The organism is Mesorhizobium waitakense (assembly GCF_056431085.1).
Genome location: NZ_JBWKME010000051.1, coordinates 158,914 through 176,279 on the forward strand (window position 1 = coordinate 158,914; position 17,366 = coordinate 176,279).

Consider the following 17,366-nt stretch of genomic DNA (forward strand, 5'->3'; position numbering starts at 1 on the left):
CCCATAGTGCCCCATGATATCCCATTTCGATACTCAAGCCTTCGTTCCGCGTCAGGGTAAAGCGTACGCCAATCGGGCAGCCGCGGCGGCTGTGCGTTTGCCGGTCTTTGCCCGTATGGACGAGGTGGGTTCGGGTCAGGGGACGCGCCGCGGCGGCACGTGCGACAAGATGGAGAGGGGTGCGGCGGCGCAAGCGGCTGTGACGTTTAATGGACCGGTTTCTGTCAAATACGGTGAGCAGGATCGATGCGAAGGGGCGGGTTTCCGTTCCGGCGCATTTCCGTGCCGTCGTGCAGAAGCGCGGCTATTCGGAGCTCTATGGGCTGCGCTGCCTCGACCAGCCGGCGATGGATGTCGGGGGGCTCGACCTGCTCGACCGCTACGAGGAGCGCATCGCGCTCGAAGATCCCTTCCTGCAGACGGCGGACGACATGTCGTTCTTCTGCCATGGCGATGGGGCCTTCCTGAAGGTCGACCAGGACGGCCGCATCACGTTGAGCGATTTCATTCGCGAGCATACCGGCATTTCGGCGGAGGTGGCCTTTGTCGGGCGCGGCAATTTCTTTCAGATCTGGGAGCCGGGACGGCTAGCTGCCTATGGGGCGCAGGCGCGTGCCCGGCTTTTGCAGCTTCGGCAGGGGACGAAGCCTGGGGAGCGACTGGAATGACGGTGGGCCACGGCGATGACCTTCACGCCGTTGGCGGATCGGCCCGCCACATTCCGGTCCTCCTTGGCGAAGTGCTCGAAGCGCTGGCGCCGGCGGAGGGCGAGATCATCATCGACGGCACGTTCGGCGCCGGCGGCTACACCAAGGCCATTCTGGCGACGGGCGCTTCCGTCGTGGCGATCGACCGCGATCCGGATGCCATCGCGGCCGGGCGCGATCTCGAGGCGCAATCCGGCGGCCGATTGAGGTTGGTGCAGGCGCCGTTCTCGACGCTGGACGAGCATGTCGAGAGCGCCGACGGCGTCGTGCTCGACATCGGCGTGTCCTCGATGCAGCTCGACCAGGCCGAACGCGGGTTCTCGTTCCGTGCCGACGGGCCGCTCGACATGCGCATGGCGCAAGCGGGCCTTAGCGCCGCCGATGTCGTCAATTCCTTCAAGCCGGGCGATCTCGCCCGCATCTTCGGGTTCCTCGGCGAGGAGCGTCACGCCGGCCGTATTGCCCGCATGATCGAGGCTCGCCGTGAAAAGCGGCCGTTCGAGCGCACGCTGGAGCTCGCGGACGCCATCGAGACACATGTCGGCCGCGCGCCAAAGGACAAGATCCATCCGGCCACGCGCGTCTTCCAGGCGTTGCGCATCTTCGTCAATGACGAGCTTGGCGAACTGGCGAAGGCCTTGTTGGCCGCCGAACGCGCGCTGAAGCCGGGCGGGCGGCTCGCCGTGGTGACGTTCCATTCGCTGGAAGACCGCATCGTCAAGCGCTTCATCGCCGATCGCGCCGACGCCGTGACCGGCTCGCGCCATATGCCCGAGGCACAGACGCGCACCGCGACCTTCCGCAAGGCGGGCGGCGGCGTGACTGCAGGCGACGCCGAGGTCGCGGCCAACCCGCGGGCCCGTTCGGCCCGGCTGCGCGCGGCCATCCGCACCGAGGCACCGGCCCGCAACAGCGACTTTTCGATTTTCGGCCTTCCAAAACTTCCCGGCATCGACCGGTCGGGGGAGAGGTAAGCACGTGTTTCGTACCAGCGACATCGTCCTGATCGCCGTCATGGTTTCGGCGGCGGCCCTTACCTACAAGACCAAGCGCGAGGCCGAGGAACAATTGGCGGCGGTGCAGAAGATCCATGAGCAGATCCGCTATGAGGAGGACACGATCGACCTGCTCAAGGCCGATTGGAGCCTGCTCACCCAGCCGTCGCGGCTGCAGAAGCTGGCCGACCTCTACAAGTCGCAGCTCGAACTCCAGCCGGTCAGCGCCCGCCAGATCGTCGGTATCGGCGACCTGCCGGCCAAAGCCCTGGACATTCAGGACATTCTCAAAGGACGCGAGGGCGGTATGGCCGACAATTCCGACAAAGCGCCCCCAGACGGCAAGGATCCCGTTGTGACCGGAGGCATCGCCCAATGATCGGCAAACTGCTGAAGCGCAGCACCAAGGCCGGTGAAGGCGGATCGATCGTGGTCGAGGGCGCCCGCAAGGCGACCGGTGGCAAGGGCAGGACGCGCATCGTGATGACGATGGCGGTGTTCTTCGGCATCTTCGCGACCATTTCCGGGCGGCTGGTCTATCTCGGCTTCCAGACCCCCGACATGTCGGGCGGCCCGCAGAGCCGGGTAACCGCGTCGCGGCCCGACATTGTCGATCGCAACGGCGAAGTGCTGGCGACGGACATCAAGACGGCCTCGCTGTTTGCCGAACCGCGGCGCATCGTCGATGCCGACGAGGCGATCGAGAAGCTGTCGACGGTGCTGCCCGAGATCGACTACGAGCAGACCTACCACAAGCTCAAAAGCGGCGCCGGCTTCGTCTGGCTGCAGCGGCAGCTGACGCCCAAGCAGCAGTCCGATATCATGCAGCTCGGCATTCCCGGCTTCGGCTTCCGCACCGAAAAGCGCCGTTTCTATCCGAGCGGCGAGACCTCGTCCTACGTTGTCGGGCTCACCAACATCGACAACCAGGGCATCTCCGGCATGGAGAAATATGTCGATGAGCAGGGCCTGAGCGACTTGCAGGCATCCGGCCTGGCGGTCGCCAAGGATCTGAAGCCGGTGAAGCTTTCGATCGATCTGCGCGTCCAGCATGTGGTGCGCGACGAGATCGCCGCCGGCCTGGAGCGCTATCGCGCCATGGGCGCTGGCGCCGTTGTGCTCAACGTCAAGACTGGCGAAGTGGTGGCAATGGCCTCGGTGCCGGATTTCGATCCGAACAATCCCTACAATGCACAGGAGAAGGACCGGTTGAATCGGATGTCGGCGGGGCTCTATGAGATGGGCTCGACCTTCAAGAGCTTCACCTCGGCCATGGCGCTCGATTCCGGCAAGGCGACGATGGCGAGCCGCTTCGACGCTTCGCATCCAATCCGGGTCGGCCATCAGGCCATTCACGATTTCCACGGCAAGAACCGTGTGCTGTCGTTGCCGGAGGTGTTCCTCTATTCGTCCAATATCGGGTCGGCCAGGGAGGCCGAGATGGTCGGCATCGAGGGGCACCGCGAATTCCTGCATCGCCTTGGAATTTTGGACAAGATGCAGACCGAACTGCCGGAAGTCGCTCGGCCGACTGAACCGAAGGTCTGGAAACAGGTCAATTCGTTCACCATCGCTTTCGGCCATGGCGTGTCGACGACGCCACTGCAAGCGGCTGTCGGCTGCGCGGCGCTGATGAATGGCGGCTTCCTGATGAACCCTACCTTCCTGGTCCGCACACAGGCAGAAGCGATGGCGGTGGCCAAGAAAGTGGTCAGCGAAAAGACGGTCGATGGCATGCGCTACCTCTATACGCTCAACGCCGAGAAGGGCTCGGCCAGAAACGCCAGAGTCCCCGGCTACCGCGTTGGCGGAAAGACCGGAACCGCCGAGAAGGTCATCAATGGCCGCTACTCGAAGGAATTGAATTTCAATACCTTCGTCGCCGCCTTCCCGATGGACGATCCGCAATACCTCGTGTTTACGATTGCCGACGCCCCGCACCCGGAAAAGCCCGGCATGACAGACGTCGCGGCCGCGAATGCGGGGGTTATCGCCGGTAATATCATCAAGCGTTCAGCGGCCATGCTTGGCGTGAAGCCAGATTTCAGCCATGAAAATGGTGCAACGCTGGTTTCCTATCAGTGATTCTTAGGGCGCGCCGGCAACTGCGCGCTATTTTGTTGTGGTGAACGGGACTCGATGAAGCTCAGAGATCTAGCCGGTATCCTGCCAGTCGAAGGAACAGCTTCCGCCGATCTGGAGGTTACCGGGATTTCGTCGGATTCCCGCCAGGTAAAGCCCGGCGTCGTCTTCTTCGCGCTCGCCGGTACCAAGGCGGATGGCGCCACCTATGCCGCCGACGCTGCCCAGCGTGGCGCCGCCGCAATCGTAGCAGGCAGCGCCATCGCCGGGTTGCCGGTTCCAGTGCTGGCGGTCGATGATCCGCGCCTGGCGCTGGCGCTAAGCGCGGCCCGCTATTTCGGCAAGCAGCCTGAGACCATGGTCGCGGTGACCGGCACCAGCGGCAAGACATCGGTCGCCGCCTTCACCAGGCAGATCTGGGAGCAGGCCGGCTATGCCGCCGCTTCGATCGGCACCACCGGCGTGGTGGCGCCGGGTCGCAACGAGTATGGCTCGCTGACGACACCCGATCCGGTCGCCTTGCACCAGCTGCTCAAGGAATTGGCGGATGCCGGCGTCACCCACGCCTCGATGGAAGCCTCCAGCCATGGGCTCGACCAGCGCCGCCTCGACGGCGTCAAGCTGGCGGCGGGCGGCTTCACCAATCTCGGCCGCGACCATATGGACTATCATCCGACCGTCGAGGACTACCACCGCGCCAAATTGCGCCTGTTCGACACGTTGCTGCCGAAAGGCGCGCCGGCCGTCATTTTCGCCGACGATCCGTGGTCGGCGCCGACGATCCAGGCGGCGCAGGCTGCCGGGCTCGACGTGCTGACGGTGGGCCGCCATGGCGATTTCCTCAAGCTGAAGCGGGTCGAGCACGAGCGCCATCGCCAGCGCGCCGAGGTCGAGGCCGGCGGCGTGCTCTACGAGGTCGATCTGCCGCTCGCCGGCGATTTCCAGATTTCGAACGCGCTGGTTTCCGCGGGGCTTGCCATTTCCACTGGAACACCTGTCGCCAAGGCCTTGATGGCATTGGAGAAACTGAAGGGCGCGCCGGGCCGGCTCGACCTTGTCGGCACCACCACCAACGGCGCGCCGGTCTATGTCGACTACGCTCACAAGCCCGATGCGCTGGAAAACGTGCTGGCCTCGGTGCGCCCGTTCACCACCGGTCGCGTCATCGTCGTGTTCGGCTGCGGCGGCGACCGCGACCGCGGCAAGCGGCCGATCATGGGCGAGATCGCGACGCGGCTCGCCGATGTCGTCATCGTCACCGACGACAATCCGCGCTCGGAAGTGCCGGAAACGATCCGCGCCGCCATTCTTGCCGCCGCGCCAGGCGCCATCGAAATCGGCGACCGGCGCCGGGCGATCCATGAGGCGGTCGCCATGCTGCATGCCGGCGACACGCTGATCGTGGCCGGCAAGGGCCACGAGGAAGGTCAGACGATCGGCACCGAAACGCTGCATTTCTCCGATCATGAGGAAGTCCGCGCGGCGCTGCGGGAGCGTGCCGCATGAGCTTGCTGTGGACCTCCGAGGCGCTGGTTGCCGGCATGGACGGGCGGCCGCTCGGGCCGATGCCGGAAGGCATATCCGGTATTTCGATCGACAGCCGCAGCCTGCATCCGGGCGACGCCTTCTTCGCCATCAAGGGCGAGGTGATGGACGGCCATGACTTCGCCACTGCCGCCATCAAGGCCGGCGCCGGCGTGCTGGTGGTGGCGGAAGGCAAGCTGCCGTCGCTCGGTCGGCTGACGGCACCGATCATCGTCGTCGAAGACGTGCTGGTGGCACTTGAGAAGCTTGGTGTCGCCGCGCGCGCCCGCTCCGAGGCCAAGATCATCGCGGTGACCGGTTCGGCCGGCAAGACGACCACCAAGGAAGCGCTGCGCCACGTGCTGTCGGCCGTCGGCAAGGTGCATGCCTCGGCGCAGTCGTTCAACAACCATTGGGGCGTGCCGCTGACGCTGGCGCGCATGCCGGTCGATTGCGACTATGCCGTGTTCGAAATCGGTATGAACCATCCCGACGAAATCCGGCCGCTGGTCAAAATGGTGAGGCCGCATGTCGCCATCGTCACCATGGTCGCAGCGGCGCATCTTGGCTTCTTCCGCAATCTCGACGAGATCGCCAAGGCCAAGGCCGAGATTTTCCAAGGCCTGGAGCCTGACGGCGCGGCCGTCCTCAACCGCGACGACGCACGCTGGAAGCTTCTGGACAAGATGGCGCATGCCGCCGGGGTCGAGCACGTGTACGGCTTCGGCGAGAATGCGCGCTCGACCTTCAAGCTGGTCAAATGCGAACTCCATGCCGACCATTCCGACATCACCGCCAGGATCGGCGGCCACGAGGTGACGGCCCGGGTCGGTGCGCCCGGCCGCCACATGGTGCAGAACGTGCTGGCGGTGCTGGGTGCGGCGCATCTGGTCGGCGCCGATCTCGACAGAGCGGCGTTGGCGCTGGCCGATCTTACGGCCGAGCGCGGGCGCGGCAAGCGCCATGTGCTGCGCCACCCCGGCGGGCCGATCACGCTGATCGACGAGAGTTACAATGCCAACCCGGCGTCAATGGGCGCTGCCATGGCGCTGCTCAACGCGACGCCGGTGACAGGCGAGGGGCGCCGCATCGCCGTGCTCGGTGACATGCTGGAACTCGGCGACCATTCGGCCAAGCTGCATGCCGCCCTTGCCGATCTCATCGTCGGCTCAGGGACGCAGACAGTCTTTCTCGGCGGGCCGGAAATGCGGGCGCTGGCCGAGAGGCTGCCAGGCGAGATCGAGACGGAATACCGCGCCGGCGTCGAGGAACTGAAGCCGGTGCTGCTTGCCGCGCTGAAGCCGGGCGACGTGGTGATGATCAAATCGTCGAAGGGCATCGGTTTTGCAAAACTGGTCGATGCGCTGCTGGGCAAGTTCCCGGCTCAATCGACAAGCAAACAGACCTAGGTCGGGGGACGATAAGCACATGTTCACACTGCTCGTCGATTTTGCGGACAAGATCTCGGTCTTCAATGTCTTCCGCTACATCACCTTCCGCACCGGCGGGGCGCTGATCACGTCGGCACTCATCGTCTTCATCTTCGGACCGACCATCATCAATTCGCTGCGGTTGCGGCAAGGCAAGGGCCAGCCGATCCGCGCCGACGGGCCGCAGACGCATTTCAAGAAAGCCGGTACCCCGACCATGGGCGGGCTGATGATCCTGTCGGGCATCATCGGGTCGTCGCTGCTATGGGCGAACCTGTCGAGCATCTATGTCTGGGTGGTGCTGCTGGTGACGCTGGGCTTCGGCTCGATCGGCTTCTACGACGACTATCTGAAGGTGACCAAGCAGTCGCATCTCGGCTTTTCCGGCAAGGCACGGCTGGCGCTCGAATTCGTCATTGCCGGCATCGCCGCCTGGGTGATCATGCACAACGGCCAGGCGCCGTTCTCGTCGTCGCTGACATTCCCCTTCGCCAAGGAATTCATCATCAATCTCGGCTGGTTCTTCATCCCGTTCTCCTGCTTCGTCATCGTCGGCGCCGGCAATGCGGTGAACCTGACCGACGGCCTCGACGGGCTGGCGATCGTGCCGATCATGATCGCGGCGGCGTCCTTCGGCGTCATCGCCTATCTCTCCGGCAACGCCGTGTTCGCAGAATATCTGCAGATCCATTTCGTGCCCGGCACCGGCGAACTGGCGGTCGTGCTCGGCGCTGTCATCGGCGCCGGCCTCGGCTTCCTCTGGTTCAATGCGCCGCCGGCGGCGATCTTCATGGGCGACACCGGCTCGCTGGCCATGGGCGGCCTGATCGGTACGGTTGCCGTCGCCACCAAGCATGAGATCGTGCTGGTCATCGTAGGCGGGTTGTTCGTCGTCGAAATCCTGTCGGTCATCATCCAGGTCGGCTACTTCAAGATGACCGGCAAGCGGGTGTTCCTGATGGCGCCGATCCACCATCATTTCGAAAAGCTCGGCTGGACCGAAAGCCAGGTGGTGATCCGCTTCTGGATCATCGCCGTCATCCTGGCGCTGGTCGGCCTGTCCACCCTGAAGCTGAGATAGGAGGCCGCTTGATCCCCGCCGCATCCTTCGCAGGCAAACGCGTTTCGCTCTTCGGGCTTGGTGGCTCGGGGATCGCGACGGCGCGCGCGCTGATCGCCGGCGGGGCGGACGTGCTGGCCTGGGACGACAACCCCGAAAGCGTTGCCAAGGCGGCGGCGGACGGCATCGCAACCAGCGATTTGCGCGGCGCCGACTGGGCAAAGTTCTCGGCTTTCGTGCTGTCGCCGGGCGTGCCGCTGACGCATCCCAAGCCGCATTGGACGGTGGAACTGGCGCGTGGTTCCGGCGTCGAGATCATTGGCGACATCGAGCTTTTCTGCCGTGAGCGGATGCTGGCCGCGCCTGCAGCGCCGTTCATCGCCATCACCGGCACCAACGGCAAGTCGACGACGACCGCATTGACCGCTCATATCCTCAAAGCGGCGGGTCGCGACACCCAGATGGGCGGCAATATCGGCCGCGCGGTGATGACGCTCGATCCGCCCGAGCCCAATCGGCATTATGTCGTCGAATGCTCGTCGTACCAGATCGATCTCGCGCCCTCGATCAACCCGACGGCCGGCATCCTGCTCAATTTGACGCCGGACCATCTCGATCGGCACGGCACCATGCAGCACTACGCCTCGATCAAGGAACGGCTGGTGGCCGGCAGCGAGACTGCGATCATCGGCATCGACGATTCCTGGTGCGCTCAGATCGCGGAGCGGCTGGAGCGGGCAGGGCGGCATGTCATCCGCATTTCCAAGCGCTTGCCGCTGACCGACGGCTATTTCGCCGACGGCGGCAATCTGATGGAGGCGGTGCACGGCCGCTACAGCCGCGTCGCTTTCCTCGAAGGCATCGGCTCGCTGCGCGGCCAGCACAATGCGCAAAACGCGTTGGCGGCGGTCGCTGCTTGCCTCAAGGTCGGGCTGGACCTTGGCGAAATCCAATCCGGACTGGAAAGTTTTCCCGGCCTTGCGCACCGCATGGAGCAGGTCGGCCGCAAGGATCATGTGCTGTTCGTCAACGATTCCAAGGCGACCAATGCCGACGCGGCGGCACCGGCTTTGTCGAGCTTTCCGCGCATCTATTGGATCGCCGGCGGCCTGCCCAAGGAGGGCGGCATCGAGCCGCTGCGCGGCTTCTTCCCGCGCATCGCCAAGGCCTATCTGATCGGCGAGGCGGCGCCCGTCTTTTCGGCGACACTGGGCGAGGCCGTGCCCTACGAAATATCGGGCACGCTGGCCGCTGCGGTCGAACATGCCGCGCATGATGCGGCTCAAGACGATGCGAGCGAAGTGGTGGTGCTGTTGTCGCCGGCCTGCGCCAGTTTCGACCAGTTCAAGAATTTCGAAGTCCGCGGCGAAGCCTTCAGGCAAGCTGCGAATGCTATCGAGGGTGTGAAACCCATCGGAGGGGCACGATAATGCAGAGCCGTCTCGATAAAAGTCCGGTTGCAACCTGGTGGTGGACGATCGATCGCTGGTTCCTGGCGGCGTTCCTGTCGCTGATGGGGCTCGGCATCGTGCTGTCCTTCGCCGCCAGCCCGGCGGTGGCCGAACGCATCGGCCTCGACAGCTTCCATTTTGCCACCAGGCAGATCATCTTCACCGTGCCGGCGCTCGGCGTGATGCTGGCGGTGTCCTTCCTCGAATCCCGGCAGATCCGGCGCTTGGCGCTGATCATGCTGTGCCTGATGCTGGTGCTGATGGTGGCGGTGCTCTACATCGGCGTAGAAGTGAAGGGCGCGCGCCGTTGGGTGTCGCTAGCCGGCCTGTCGATCCAGCCGTCGGAATTCCTCAAACCCGCCTTCGTCATCATGTGCGCCTGGCTATTTGCCGAACACAAGCGCCAGCCCGACATTCCGGGCAATCTGTTTGCCATGCTGCTGCTGGCGCTGGTCGTCTCGCTGCTGGTGGCGCAGCCGGATCTCGGCCAGACCATGCTGGTGACCGGCACCTGGGGTGTGATGTTCTTCATGGCCGGGCTGCCATGGCTATGGATCATCGCGCTAGGTGGTGCGGGCGTCGGCGGCGTGTTCGCCGCCTATTCGGTGTTTCCGCACGTCGCCTTGCGCATTGACAAGTTCCTCACCGGCGAAGGCGACACGTTCCAGGTCGACATGGGCCGCGAGGCGCTGATCAATGGCGGCTGGTTCGGCGTTGGGCCGGGCGAGGGCACCGTCAAGCGGGTCATCCCGGACAGCCATGCCGACTTTGTCTTTTCGGTCGCCGGCGAGGAATTCGGGTTGATCATGTGCTTCTTCATCATGTCGATTTTCGCCTTCATCGTGCTGCGCGGCCTCAACACGGCGCTGAAGGAACATGACGACTTCACCCGCTATGCGGTCGGCGGGTTGGTTACGGTTTTCGGCCTGCAGGCCGTCATCAACATGTGCGTCAACCTGCAGCTGGTGCCTGCCAAGGGCATGACGCTGCCTTTCATCTCCTATGGCGGCTCCTCTCAGATCGCCATCGCCATCTCTATGGGCATGGTGCTGGCGCTGACGCGCAAACGGCCCGAAAAGCGCAAGCAGATGGGCTTTGCCCTGCCGCAACGCGCCTTGCCGGCGGAGTGATATGGCGAGAGGCGTCATCCTTCTCGCGGCAGGTGGAACCGGCGGGCATCTGTTTCCGGCCGAGGCGCTGGCGCATGAGCTGAACGAGCGCGGCTGGACGGTGCATCTGGCCACCGACGACCGCGCCGAGCGGTTCGCCGCCCATTTCCCGGCGGCCGCCATCCATCCGATCCAGTCGGCGACAATGGGCTCGAAGAATCCCATTGTCCTGCTTGGTTCCTTCTGGAAAATCTGGCGCGGTGTGCGCCAGGCCTCTGCTGTCATCGCCAGGATCAAGCCGGATGCGGTGGTCGGCTTTGGCGGCTACCCGACCTTGCCGCCGCTCTATGCGGCGACACGGCGCAAGGTGCCGACGCTGATCCATGAGCAGAACGCAGTGATGGGGCGCGCCAACCGGGCGCTGGCCGGGCGTGTCGACGCCATCGCCGGCGGCTTCCTGCCACAGGACGCCAGTGCCACCGGCGCCAAGACGGTGACGACAGGCAATCCGGTCCGGCCTCCCGTGCTGGAAGCGGCCAAGACGCCTTATGCGGCATCGACCGAGGAGCAGCCGTTCAGGCTGTTGGTGTTCGGCGGCAGCCAGGGCGCCCAGTTCTTTTCGGACGCGGTGCCGGCGGCCGTCGCGCTGCTTTCCGATGCGCAGCGCAAGCGGTTGCTGATCACGCAGCAGGCGCGCGCCGATGACGTGGCGCGGGTGAAGGCGGCCTATGCCGCACTTGGCGTCAATGTCGAAGTCTCGCCCTTCTTCACCGACATGGCGCAGCGCATTGCGGCGGCGCATCTGGTGGTCTCGCGCTCCGGCGCCTCGACCGTTTCGGAGATCGCCGTCATCGGCCGGCCGGCGCTGCTGGTGCCATATCCCTATGCGCTCGACCACGACCAGGCGGCGAACGCGGCGGCCCTTGCCGCCGCTGGCGGAGGCGAAGTGCACCCGCAATCCTCGCTTTCGCCCGAGCGCATCGCGGCCCTCATCGGCGGGCTGATGGACAGCCCCGAGCGGCTGGCGGCCATGGCGGCGGGAGCGAAATCGGCCGGCCGGCCCGACGCGGCACAGTTGCTCGCCGATCTGACAGAGGCTATTGCGTCCCAAAAAACCGTTTCAGACTTCAGGAAGGGGACGCACGCATGAAGATGCCGCAGACCATCGGCCTTGTGCATTTCATCGGTATTGGCGGCATCGGCATGAGCGGCATCGCCGAAGTGCTGCACAATCTCGGCTACAAGGTGCAGGGGTCCGACCAGGCCGACAGCGCCAATGTGCAGCGGCTGCGCGACAAGGGCATCGAATGCTTCGTCGGGCACCAGGCCGAAAATCTCGGCGATGCCGAGGTTGTCGTCGTTTCAACGGCGATCAAGAAAACCAACCCCGAACTGAAGGCCGCGCGCGAGAAGCTGCTGCCGATCGTGCGCCGTGCCGAGATGCTGGCCGAGCTGATGCGTTTTCGCCAGGCGGTGGCGATCGGCGGCACGCATGGCAAGACGACGACGACCTCGATGGTGGCGACCTTGCTCGAAGCCGGCGGGCTCGATCCGACCGTCATCAATGGCGGCATCATCAATGCCTATGGCACCAATGCGCGCATGGGCGATGGCGAATGGATGGTGGTCGAGGCCGACGAGAGCGACGGCACCTTCCTCAAGCTGCCGGCCGAGATCGCCGTCGTCACCAACATCGATCCCGAGCATCTCGACCACTATGGCAGCTTCGAAAAGGTGCGCGAGGCGTTCCGCCAGTTCGTCGAGAACGTGCCGTTCTACGGCTTCGGCGTGATGTGCACCGACCACCCGGAAGTACAGGCGCTGGTCGGCCGCATCGAGGACCGCCGCGTGATCACCTATGGCGAGAATGCGCAGGCCGATGTGCGCTTCACCAACCACCGCATGGCGGGTGCCATTTCGGAGTTCGATGTGGTGATCCGCAACCGCAAGAGCGGTGGCCAGACGACGATCGCCGGCCTGCGCCTGCCGATGCCCGGTCGCCACAACGTCTCCAACGCGACGGCGGCGATCGCTGTCGCGCATGAACTTGGCCTGTCCGCCGAGGCGATCAAGAAGGGCCTGTCGTCCTTCGCCGGCGTCAAACGCCGATTCACCCATACCGGTTCATGGAACGGCGTCGATGTGTTCGACGACTACGGCCATCATCCTGTCGAGATCTCGGCTGTGCTGAAGGCGGCGCGCAGCGCCACCAATGGCCGCGTCATCGCCATTGCCCAACCGCATCGCTTCACTCGGCTGCACGACCTGTTCAACGAGTTCTCCACCTGTTTCAACGACGCTGACACGGTGATGGTGGCGCCGGTCTACGCGGCCGGTGAAGAACCGATCGAAGGCGTGACCTCGGATGCGCTGGTGTCGCGCATCCGCGCCGGCGGCCATCGCGACGCACGCTACATCGAAGGTCCGGCAGCAATCGCGCCGATCGTCCGCGATCTGGCCAAGCCCGGCGACTTCGTCGTCTTCCTCGGCGCCGGCAACATCACCCAATGGGCTTATGCGTTGCCCAAGGAGCTTGGCGGGACGGTCTCATGATGTATGGCCAGGCTCTGATCGACAGACTTGGCGACCGGCTTGCCGGCCTGCGTGGCCGCCTCACGCCGAATGCTGAGATGGACAAGATCACTTGGTTTCGCGCCGGGGGGCTGGCCGAAGTGCTGTTCCAGCCGGCCGACGAGGAGGACTTGGCCGCGTTCCTCAAAGCCGTTCCCGAGGAAATACCGCTGACCGTCGTCGGCGTCGGCTCGAACCTTCTGGTTCGTGACGGCGGCATTCCGGGTTTTGTCATCCGGCTTTCAGCTAAAGGGTTTGGTGAGGCAGAAGTTGTTTCGCCGACCACGATCAAGGCGGGCGCGGCCACGCCTGACAAGCGCGTTGCCGCTGTGGCGCTCGAAGCTGGTATTGGCGGCTTTCATTTCTATCACGGCATTCCTGGCGCCATCGGCGGCGCGCTGCGGATGAACGCCGGCGCCAACGGCGTCGAGACGCGCGAACGCGTCGTCGAGGTGCGTGCGCTCGACCGCAAGGGCAATGTGCAAACGCTGAGCAATGCCGACATGGGCTACGCCTACCGCCATTCGGCGGCACCTTCCGGGCTGATCTTCACCTCGGCTTTGTTCGAGGGGTTTGCCGAGGACAAGACAGCGATCAAGGCGGCGATGGACGCGGTGCAGAACCATCGCGAGACCGTGCAGCCAATCCGAGAAAAGACCGGCGGTTCGACCTTCAAGAATCCCGAAGGCACGTCAGCCTGGAAGGAGATCGACAAGGCGGGCTGCCGCGGCCTGATGATCGGCGGTGCACAGATGTCGCCGCTGCATTGCAACTTCATGATCAACACGGGAACCGCGACCGGCTACGACCTCGAATATCTCGGCGAGACGGTGCGAACGCGGGTGCTGGAAAATTCGGGCATCCGGCTGCAATGGGAAATCAAGCGCATCGGCAATTTCCGGCCGGGGCATGCCGTGCAGGAGTTTCTCGGGCAACTTCTATAGTGGGTGTTGAAATTCACGTGATGCATGAACTTCAATGGGGCCGAAAATGGCCCGCGACCGTTGCTGCAAAGACTCAACGGCGCGGTTTTCGCATCCATTTTCTCAGAAAGTGAATCTCTCGGAATCGTAAGTACTTGCCAGTGAATCAACTCTCTGATTCTCTGCTCCAAAGCGTTTCCTGATTTGAGTCGTTCGACGCGTTCAGCGTTTTCCGTCTGGGGGGCAACCTGCCGGGAGACTCGGACTCAATGTTGCGGAAATCTTGGTTTTTGGTCCGCGGTGAGAGGGGATGACGGGGGAATGAAAAGCAAGCATGTGGCCGTCCTGCTGGGAGGTTTCTCGTCCGAGCGGCCCGTGTCCCTGTCCTCGGGAAAGGCTTGTGCCGATGAGCTCGAGAAGGAAGGCTACCAGGTCACGCGCGTCGATGTCGGGCGCGATGTCGGCTCGGTGCTTGCCGAACTCCGGCCGGGTGTCGCGTTCAATGCGCTGCATGGTCCGTTTGGCGAGGATGGTACCATCCAAGGTATCCTCGAATATCTCGGTGTCCCCTATACGCATTCCGGCGTGCTCGCTTCAGCGCTGGCCATGAACAAGGAGCAGGCCAAGCGGGTTGCCAAATCGGTCGGTGTCCCTGTCGCCGAATCGAAGGTCGCCAGCCGCTTCGCCATCCAGAACAAGCACCCGATGAAGCCGCCCTATGTGGTGAAGCCCGTCAATGAGGGGTCGAGCTTCGGCGTCGTCATCGTGCATGAGGGGCAGTCGCATCCGCCGCAGGTCATCGGCTCGTCCGAATGGAAGTATGGCGATACCGTCATGGTCGAACGCTACATCCATGGCCGCGAGCTGACCTGCGCCGTAATGGGCGATGTCGCTCTGGGGGTCTGCGAGATCATCCCGACCGGCCATTCCTTCTACGACTATGATTCAAAATATGTCGCGGGGGGATCAAAGCACGAATGCCCCGCAAAAGTTTCACCGAATATTTACCAAAAAATACAAACACTGGCGCTCAAGGCTCATCAAGCGATCGGCTGTCGGGGCGTTTCCCGGTCGGACTTCCGTTATGACGATCGGCATTCCGAAAACGGCGAGGTTGTCTGGCTCGAGGTCAACACCCAGCCGGGTATGACGCCGACGTCCTTGGTGCCTGAAATCGCCGCCCAGGCCGGGCACTCGTTTGGCGATTTGTTGAGTTGGATGGTGGAGGACGCTTCGTGTCTGCGTTGAAATGGGGACAAGGCAAGGGGAAGGGCGCGGCAGGGCCGGCGCTGTTCGGCTTGCCGTTGTCATCAGGCCATTTCGTGCTGCCGCGTGTGCTTCGCCGCCCGGTGCGTGTTCTTGCGCGCCTGGGCGTGGGTGAATTCCAGGCGCCGCGCTTCTCCGCGGCCATGATGTCTGCCGTGCTGCTTGTCTCGAGCAGTGCCTATGGCGCCTATCTCGGCGGCCATGTCGACGGCATCGTCCAAAGCGTCACTGCCCGCACCGGCTTTGCCGTCGATCAGGTCAAGGTGGTCGGCAATCGCCAGACCTCCGAGATCGACATTCTCGACAGGCTCGAGCTCGACGGCTGGACCTCGCTGATCGGTTTCGATGCCGAGGCCGCGCGGGAGCGCATTGCTACCTTGCCCTGGATCGAGGTCGCCGCGGTGCGCAAGGTCTATCCGCACACGCTGGAGGTGCGCGTCGAAGAGCGCGAGCCCTTCGCGCTCTGGCAGCAGGGCGATGAGCTCTCTGTTATCGAGAAGAATGGCGCCGTGATTGCGCCGTTCTCCGGCGGCAAGCAGGTGCTTCTGCCTTTGCTGATCGGCGTCGGTGCGCCGGCCAAGGCGCCGGACTTCCTGGTCAAGGTCGAAAAATATCCTGAACTCGCGAGCCGGATCAAAGGCTATGTCCGCGTTGGCGAGCGGCGCTGGGACCTGAAGCTGGACAACGGCATCACCGTCAAGCTTCCCGAGGATGGCGAGGATCAGGCGATCGCCGAGCTCGTCAAGATGGACCAGGACAAGGGGCTGTTGTCGCGCGATATCGCCGCCATCGACATGCGCCTGACGGACAGGCTGGTCGTGCAGTTGACGCCCGAGGCGGCGACGCAGCGCGAAGCCGCCCTCAACGAAAAACCCAAAAGCCTGAAGCGCAAGCCGGAGACGAAGATATGAACTGGCTTGGCGGTCATGGCGACGCCGCGTCGCGCCGGTCCGGCACCCTGACGGTGCTGGATGTCGGTTCGAGCAAGGTCTGCTGCATGGTGGCCAAGCTGAAGCCGAGCGATGACGGCAAGCTGTTGCGCGGCCGCTCGCACCGGATCCAGGTGATCGGCATCGGCCATCAGAAGTCGCAGGGCGTGAAGTCGGGTGTCGTCGTCGATCTCGATCGCGCCGAGCATGCCATCCGTCTGTCCGTCGACGCGGCCGAGCGCATGGCTGGGCTTACGGTCGATTCACTGATCGTCAACATGACCGCCGGCCGGCTGAAGAGCGAAGCCTTCTCTGCTACCATCAACCTTGGCGGCCACGAGGCCGACGAGGCCGATATCAAGCGCGTTCTCGGCGCCGGCGCCAAGCAGGCACTGAAGGCCGAGCGCGAGGTGATCCATTCGCTCCCGGTCGGCTTTTCGCTCGATGCCGAGCGCGGCGTGCGCGATCCGCGCGGCATGGTCGGCGACGCACTTGGCGTCGACATGCATGTGCTGACGGGCGACGCCGCGCCGATGCGCAACCTGGAGCTTTCCATCAACCGGTCGCACCTGTCGGTCGAGCGCATGGTGGCGACGCCCTATGCCAGCGGGCTGGCCGCCCTGGTCGACGACGAACTGGAAATGGGCGCCGCCTGCATCGACATGGGCGGCGGCACGACCACGATCTCGGTGTTTTCGGACGGCAAGTTCGTCCATGGCGACGCCATCGCAATCGGCGGCAACCATGTCACGCTGGACATGGCCAAGGGCCTGTCGACCTCGCTCGACGCCGCCGAGCGGCTGAAGGTGATGCATGGCTCGGCATTGCCGGGCAGCGCCGACGACCGGGACCTGGTCTCGATCCAACCGATCGGCGACGATGGCGACGTGCCCCTGCAGATCCCGCGCTCGGTGATGACGCGCATCGTGCGCGCCCGCATCGACGAGACGCTCGAACTGCTGCGCGACCGGCTGAACAAGTCCGGCTACGGCAATGCAGTGGGCAAGCGCGTCGTCTTGACCGGCGGCGCCAGCCAGCTTGCCGGCCTGCCGGAGGCGGCTCGCCGGATCCTCGGACGCAATGTGCGCATCGGCCGCCCGCTTGGCGTGGCCGGCCTGCCGGAAGCGGCGAAGGGACCGGCCTTCTCGGCTGCGGTAGGGCTTCTGATCTATCCGCAGATGGCGAGCTTCGAGAGCCATCCGGCTAAAGGAATTTCCGGTCTCAGAATGACCGGAACGGGTGGAAAACTGCATCGCATGAGTCAGTGGTTGAGAGACAGTTTCTAATTGACGGGGACAGCCCCATAGGCGGCCGCGGCG

At 64.3% G+C, this 17,366-nt stretch carries 15 protein-coding genes; all 15 read left to right on the forward strand.

Annotation, left to right across the window (positions count from 1 at the left end; translation table 11 throughout):
• The first annotated feature begins 209 nt into the window (after positions 1-209).
• A complete protein-coding gene (gene mraZ / locus AC07FD_RS12865; protein WP_478350170.1) occupies positions 210-668 on the forward strand; it encodes a division/cell wall cluster transcriptional repressor MraZ in 459 nt (152 codons plus the stop codon).
• On the forward strand, positions 665-1,681 hold the full coding sequence (rsmH, locus tag AC07FD_RS12870) for a 16S rRNA (cytosine(1402)-N(4))-methyltransferase RsmH (RefSeq protein WP_478350171.1): 1,017 nt from the start codon (positions 665-667) through the stop codon (positions 1,679-1,681). The genes mraZ and rsmH overlap by 4 nt, the downstream gene beginning before the upstream one ends.
• A gap of 4 nt (positions 1,682-1,685) precedes the next feature.
• Entirely contained in the window at positions 1,686-2,081 is a 396-nt protein-coding gene (ftsL, locus tag AC07FD_RS12875; protein WP_478350172.1) for a cell division protein FtsL, read from the forward strand.
• Positions 2,078-3,787 carry a peptidoglycan D,D-transpeptidase FtsI family protein gene (locus AC07FD_RS12880; RefSeq protein WP_478350173.1) on the forward strand — a complete coding sequence of 570 codons (1,710 nt, stop codon included), beginning with the start codon at positions 2,078-2,080 and terminating at the stop codon, positions 3,785-3,787. Before ftsL ends, AC07FD_RS12880 begins: the two co-directional genes overlap by 4 nt.
• A 54-nt stretch (positions 3,788-3,841) precedes the next feature.
• Entirely contained in the window at positions 3,842-5,290 is a 1,449-nt protein-coding gene (locus AC07FD_RS12885) for a UDP-N-acetylmuramoyl-L-alanyl-D-glutamate--2,6-diaminopimelate ligase (RefSeq protein ID WP_478350174.1), read from the forward strand.
• A complete protein-coding gene (locus AC07FD_RS12890; protein ID WP_478350175.1) occupies positions 5,287-6,717 on the forward strand; it encodes a UDP-N-acetylmuramoylalanyl-D-glutamyl-2,6-diaminopimelate--D-alanyl-D-alanine ligase in 1,431 nt (476 codons plus the stop codon). Before AC07FD_RS12885 ends, AC07FD_RS12890 begins: the two co-directional genes overlap by 4 nt.
• Positions 6,718-6,736: 19 nt before the next feature.
• Positions 6,737-7,819, forward strand: a complete 1,083-nt coding sequence (gene mraY, locus AC07FD_RS12895; protein WP_023765130.1) for a phospho-N-acetylmuramoyl-pentapeptide-transferase — start codon at positions 6,737-6,739, stop codon at positions 7,817-7,819.
• Between the two features lie 8 nt (positions 7,820-7,827).
• A complete protein-coding gene (murD, locus tag AC07FD_RS12900; RefSeq protein ID WP_478350176.1) occupies positions 7,828-9,228 on the forward strand; it encodes a UDP-N-acetylmuramoyl-L-alanine--D-glutamate ligase in 1,401 nt (466 codons plus the stop codon).
• The gene (gene ftsW, locus AC07FD_RS12905; RefSeq protein WP_478350177.1) at positions 9,228-10,379 is read left to right on the forward strand and encodes a putative lipid II flippase FtsW; all 1,152 of its coding nucleotides are present in this window, start codon (positions 9,228-9,230) and stop codon (positions 10,377-10,379) included. Before murD ends, ftsW begins: the two co-directional genes overlap by 1 nt.
• A 1-nt stretch (position 10,380) precedes the next feature.
• A complete protein-coding gene (gene murG / locus AC07FD_RS12910) occupies positions 10,381-11,508 on the forward strand; it encodes an undecaprenyldiphospho-muramoylpentapeptide beta-N-acetylglucosaminyltransferase (RefSeq protein WP_478350178.1) in 1,128 nt (375 codons plus the stop codon).
• Positions 11,505-12,911, forward strand: a complete 1,407-nt coding sequence (murC, locus tag AC07FD_RS12915) for a UDP-N-acetylmuramate--L-alanine ligase (protein WP_478350179.1) — start codon at positions 11,505-11,507, stop codon at positions 12,909-12,911. Before murG ends, murC begins: the two co-directional genes overlap by 4 nt.
• Complete coding sequence (gene murB / locus AC07FD_RS12920) at positions 12,908-13,873, forward strand: UDP-N-acetylmuramate dehydrogenase (RefSeq protein ID WP_477423033.1); 966 nt, start codon at positions 12,908-12,910, stop codon at positions 13,871-13,873. Before murC ends, murB begins: the two co-directional genes overlap by 4 nt.
• A gap of 300 nt (positions 13,874-14,173) precedes the next feature.
• Positions 14,174-15,100, forward strand: coding sequence for a D-alanine--D-alanine ligase (locus AC07FD_RS12925; protein WP_478350180.1), 927 nt, complete (start codon positions 14,174-14,176; stop codon positions 15,098-15,100).
• Positions 15,088-16,029, forward strand: a complete 942-nt coding sequence (locus AC07FD_RS12930; protein ID WP_478350181.1) for a cell division protein FtsQ/DivIB — start codon at positions 15,088-15,090, stop codon at positions 16,027-16,029. The genes AC07FD_RS12925 and AC07FD_RS12930 overlap by 13 nt, the downstream gene beginning before the upstream one ends.
• On the forward strand, positions 16,026-17,333 hold the full coding sequence (gene ftsA / locus AC07FD_RS12935) for a cell division protein FtsA (RefSeq protein ID WP_478350182.1): 1,308 nt from the start codon (positions 16,026-16,028) through the stop codon (positions 17,331-17,333). Before AC07FD_RS12930 ends, ftsA begins: the two co-directional genes overlap by 4 nt.
• Positions 17,334-17,366: the final 33 nt, after the last annotated feature.

Excerpts from the sequence above, each read along its gene's own strand:
- ftsW (WP_478350177.1), top strand. The coding sequence starts at position 9,228 with ATGCAGAGCCGTCTCGATAAAAGTCCGGTTGCAACCTGGTGGTGGACG.
- mraY (WP_023765130.1), top strand. The coding sequence starts at position 6,737 with ATGTTCACACTGCTCGTCGATTTTGCGGACAAGATCTCGGTCTTCAAT.
- murG (WP_478350178.1), top strand. The coding sequence starts at position 10,381 with ATGGCGAGAGGCGTCATCCTTCTCGCGGCAGGTGGAACCGGCGGGCAT.
- AC07FD_RS12880 (WP_478350173.1), top strand. The coding sequence starts at position 2,078 with ATGATCGGCAAACTGCTGAAGCGCAGCACCAAGGCCGGTGAAGGCGGA.
- AC07FD_RS12885 (WP_478350174.1), top strand. The coding sequence starts at position 3,842 with ATGAAGCTCAGAGATCTAGCCGGTATCCTGCCAGTCGAAGGAACAGCT.
- mraZ (WP_478350170.1), top strand. The coding sequence starts at position 210 with ATGGACCGGTTTCTGTCAAATACGGTGAGCAGGATCGATGCGAAGGGG.
- AC07FD_RS12890 (WP_478350175.1), top strand. The coding sequence starts at position 5,287 with ATGAGCTTGCTGTGGACCTCCGAGGCGCTGGTTGCCGGCATGGACGGG.
- ftsA (WP_478350182.1), top strand. The coding sequence starts at position 16,026 with ATGAACTGGCTTGGCGGTCATGGCGACGCCGCGTCGCGCCGGTCCGGC.
- murB (WP_477423033.1), top strand. The coding sequence starts at position 12,908 with ATGATGTATGGCCAGGCTCTGATCGACAGACTTGGCGACCGGCTTGCC.
- murC (WP_478350179.1), top strand. The coding sequence starts at position 11,505 with ATGAAGATGCCGCAGACCATCGGCCTTGTGCATTTCATCGGTATTGGC.
- rsmH (WP_478350171.1), top strand. The coding sequence starts at position 665 with ATGACGGTGGGCCACGGCGATGACCTTCACGCCGTTGGCGGATCGGCC.
- AC07FD_RS12925 (WP_478350180.1), top strand. The coding sequence starts at position 14,174 with ATGAAAAGCAAGCATGTGGCCGTCCTGCTGGGAGGTTTCTCGTCCGAG.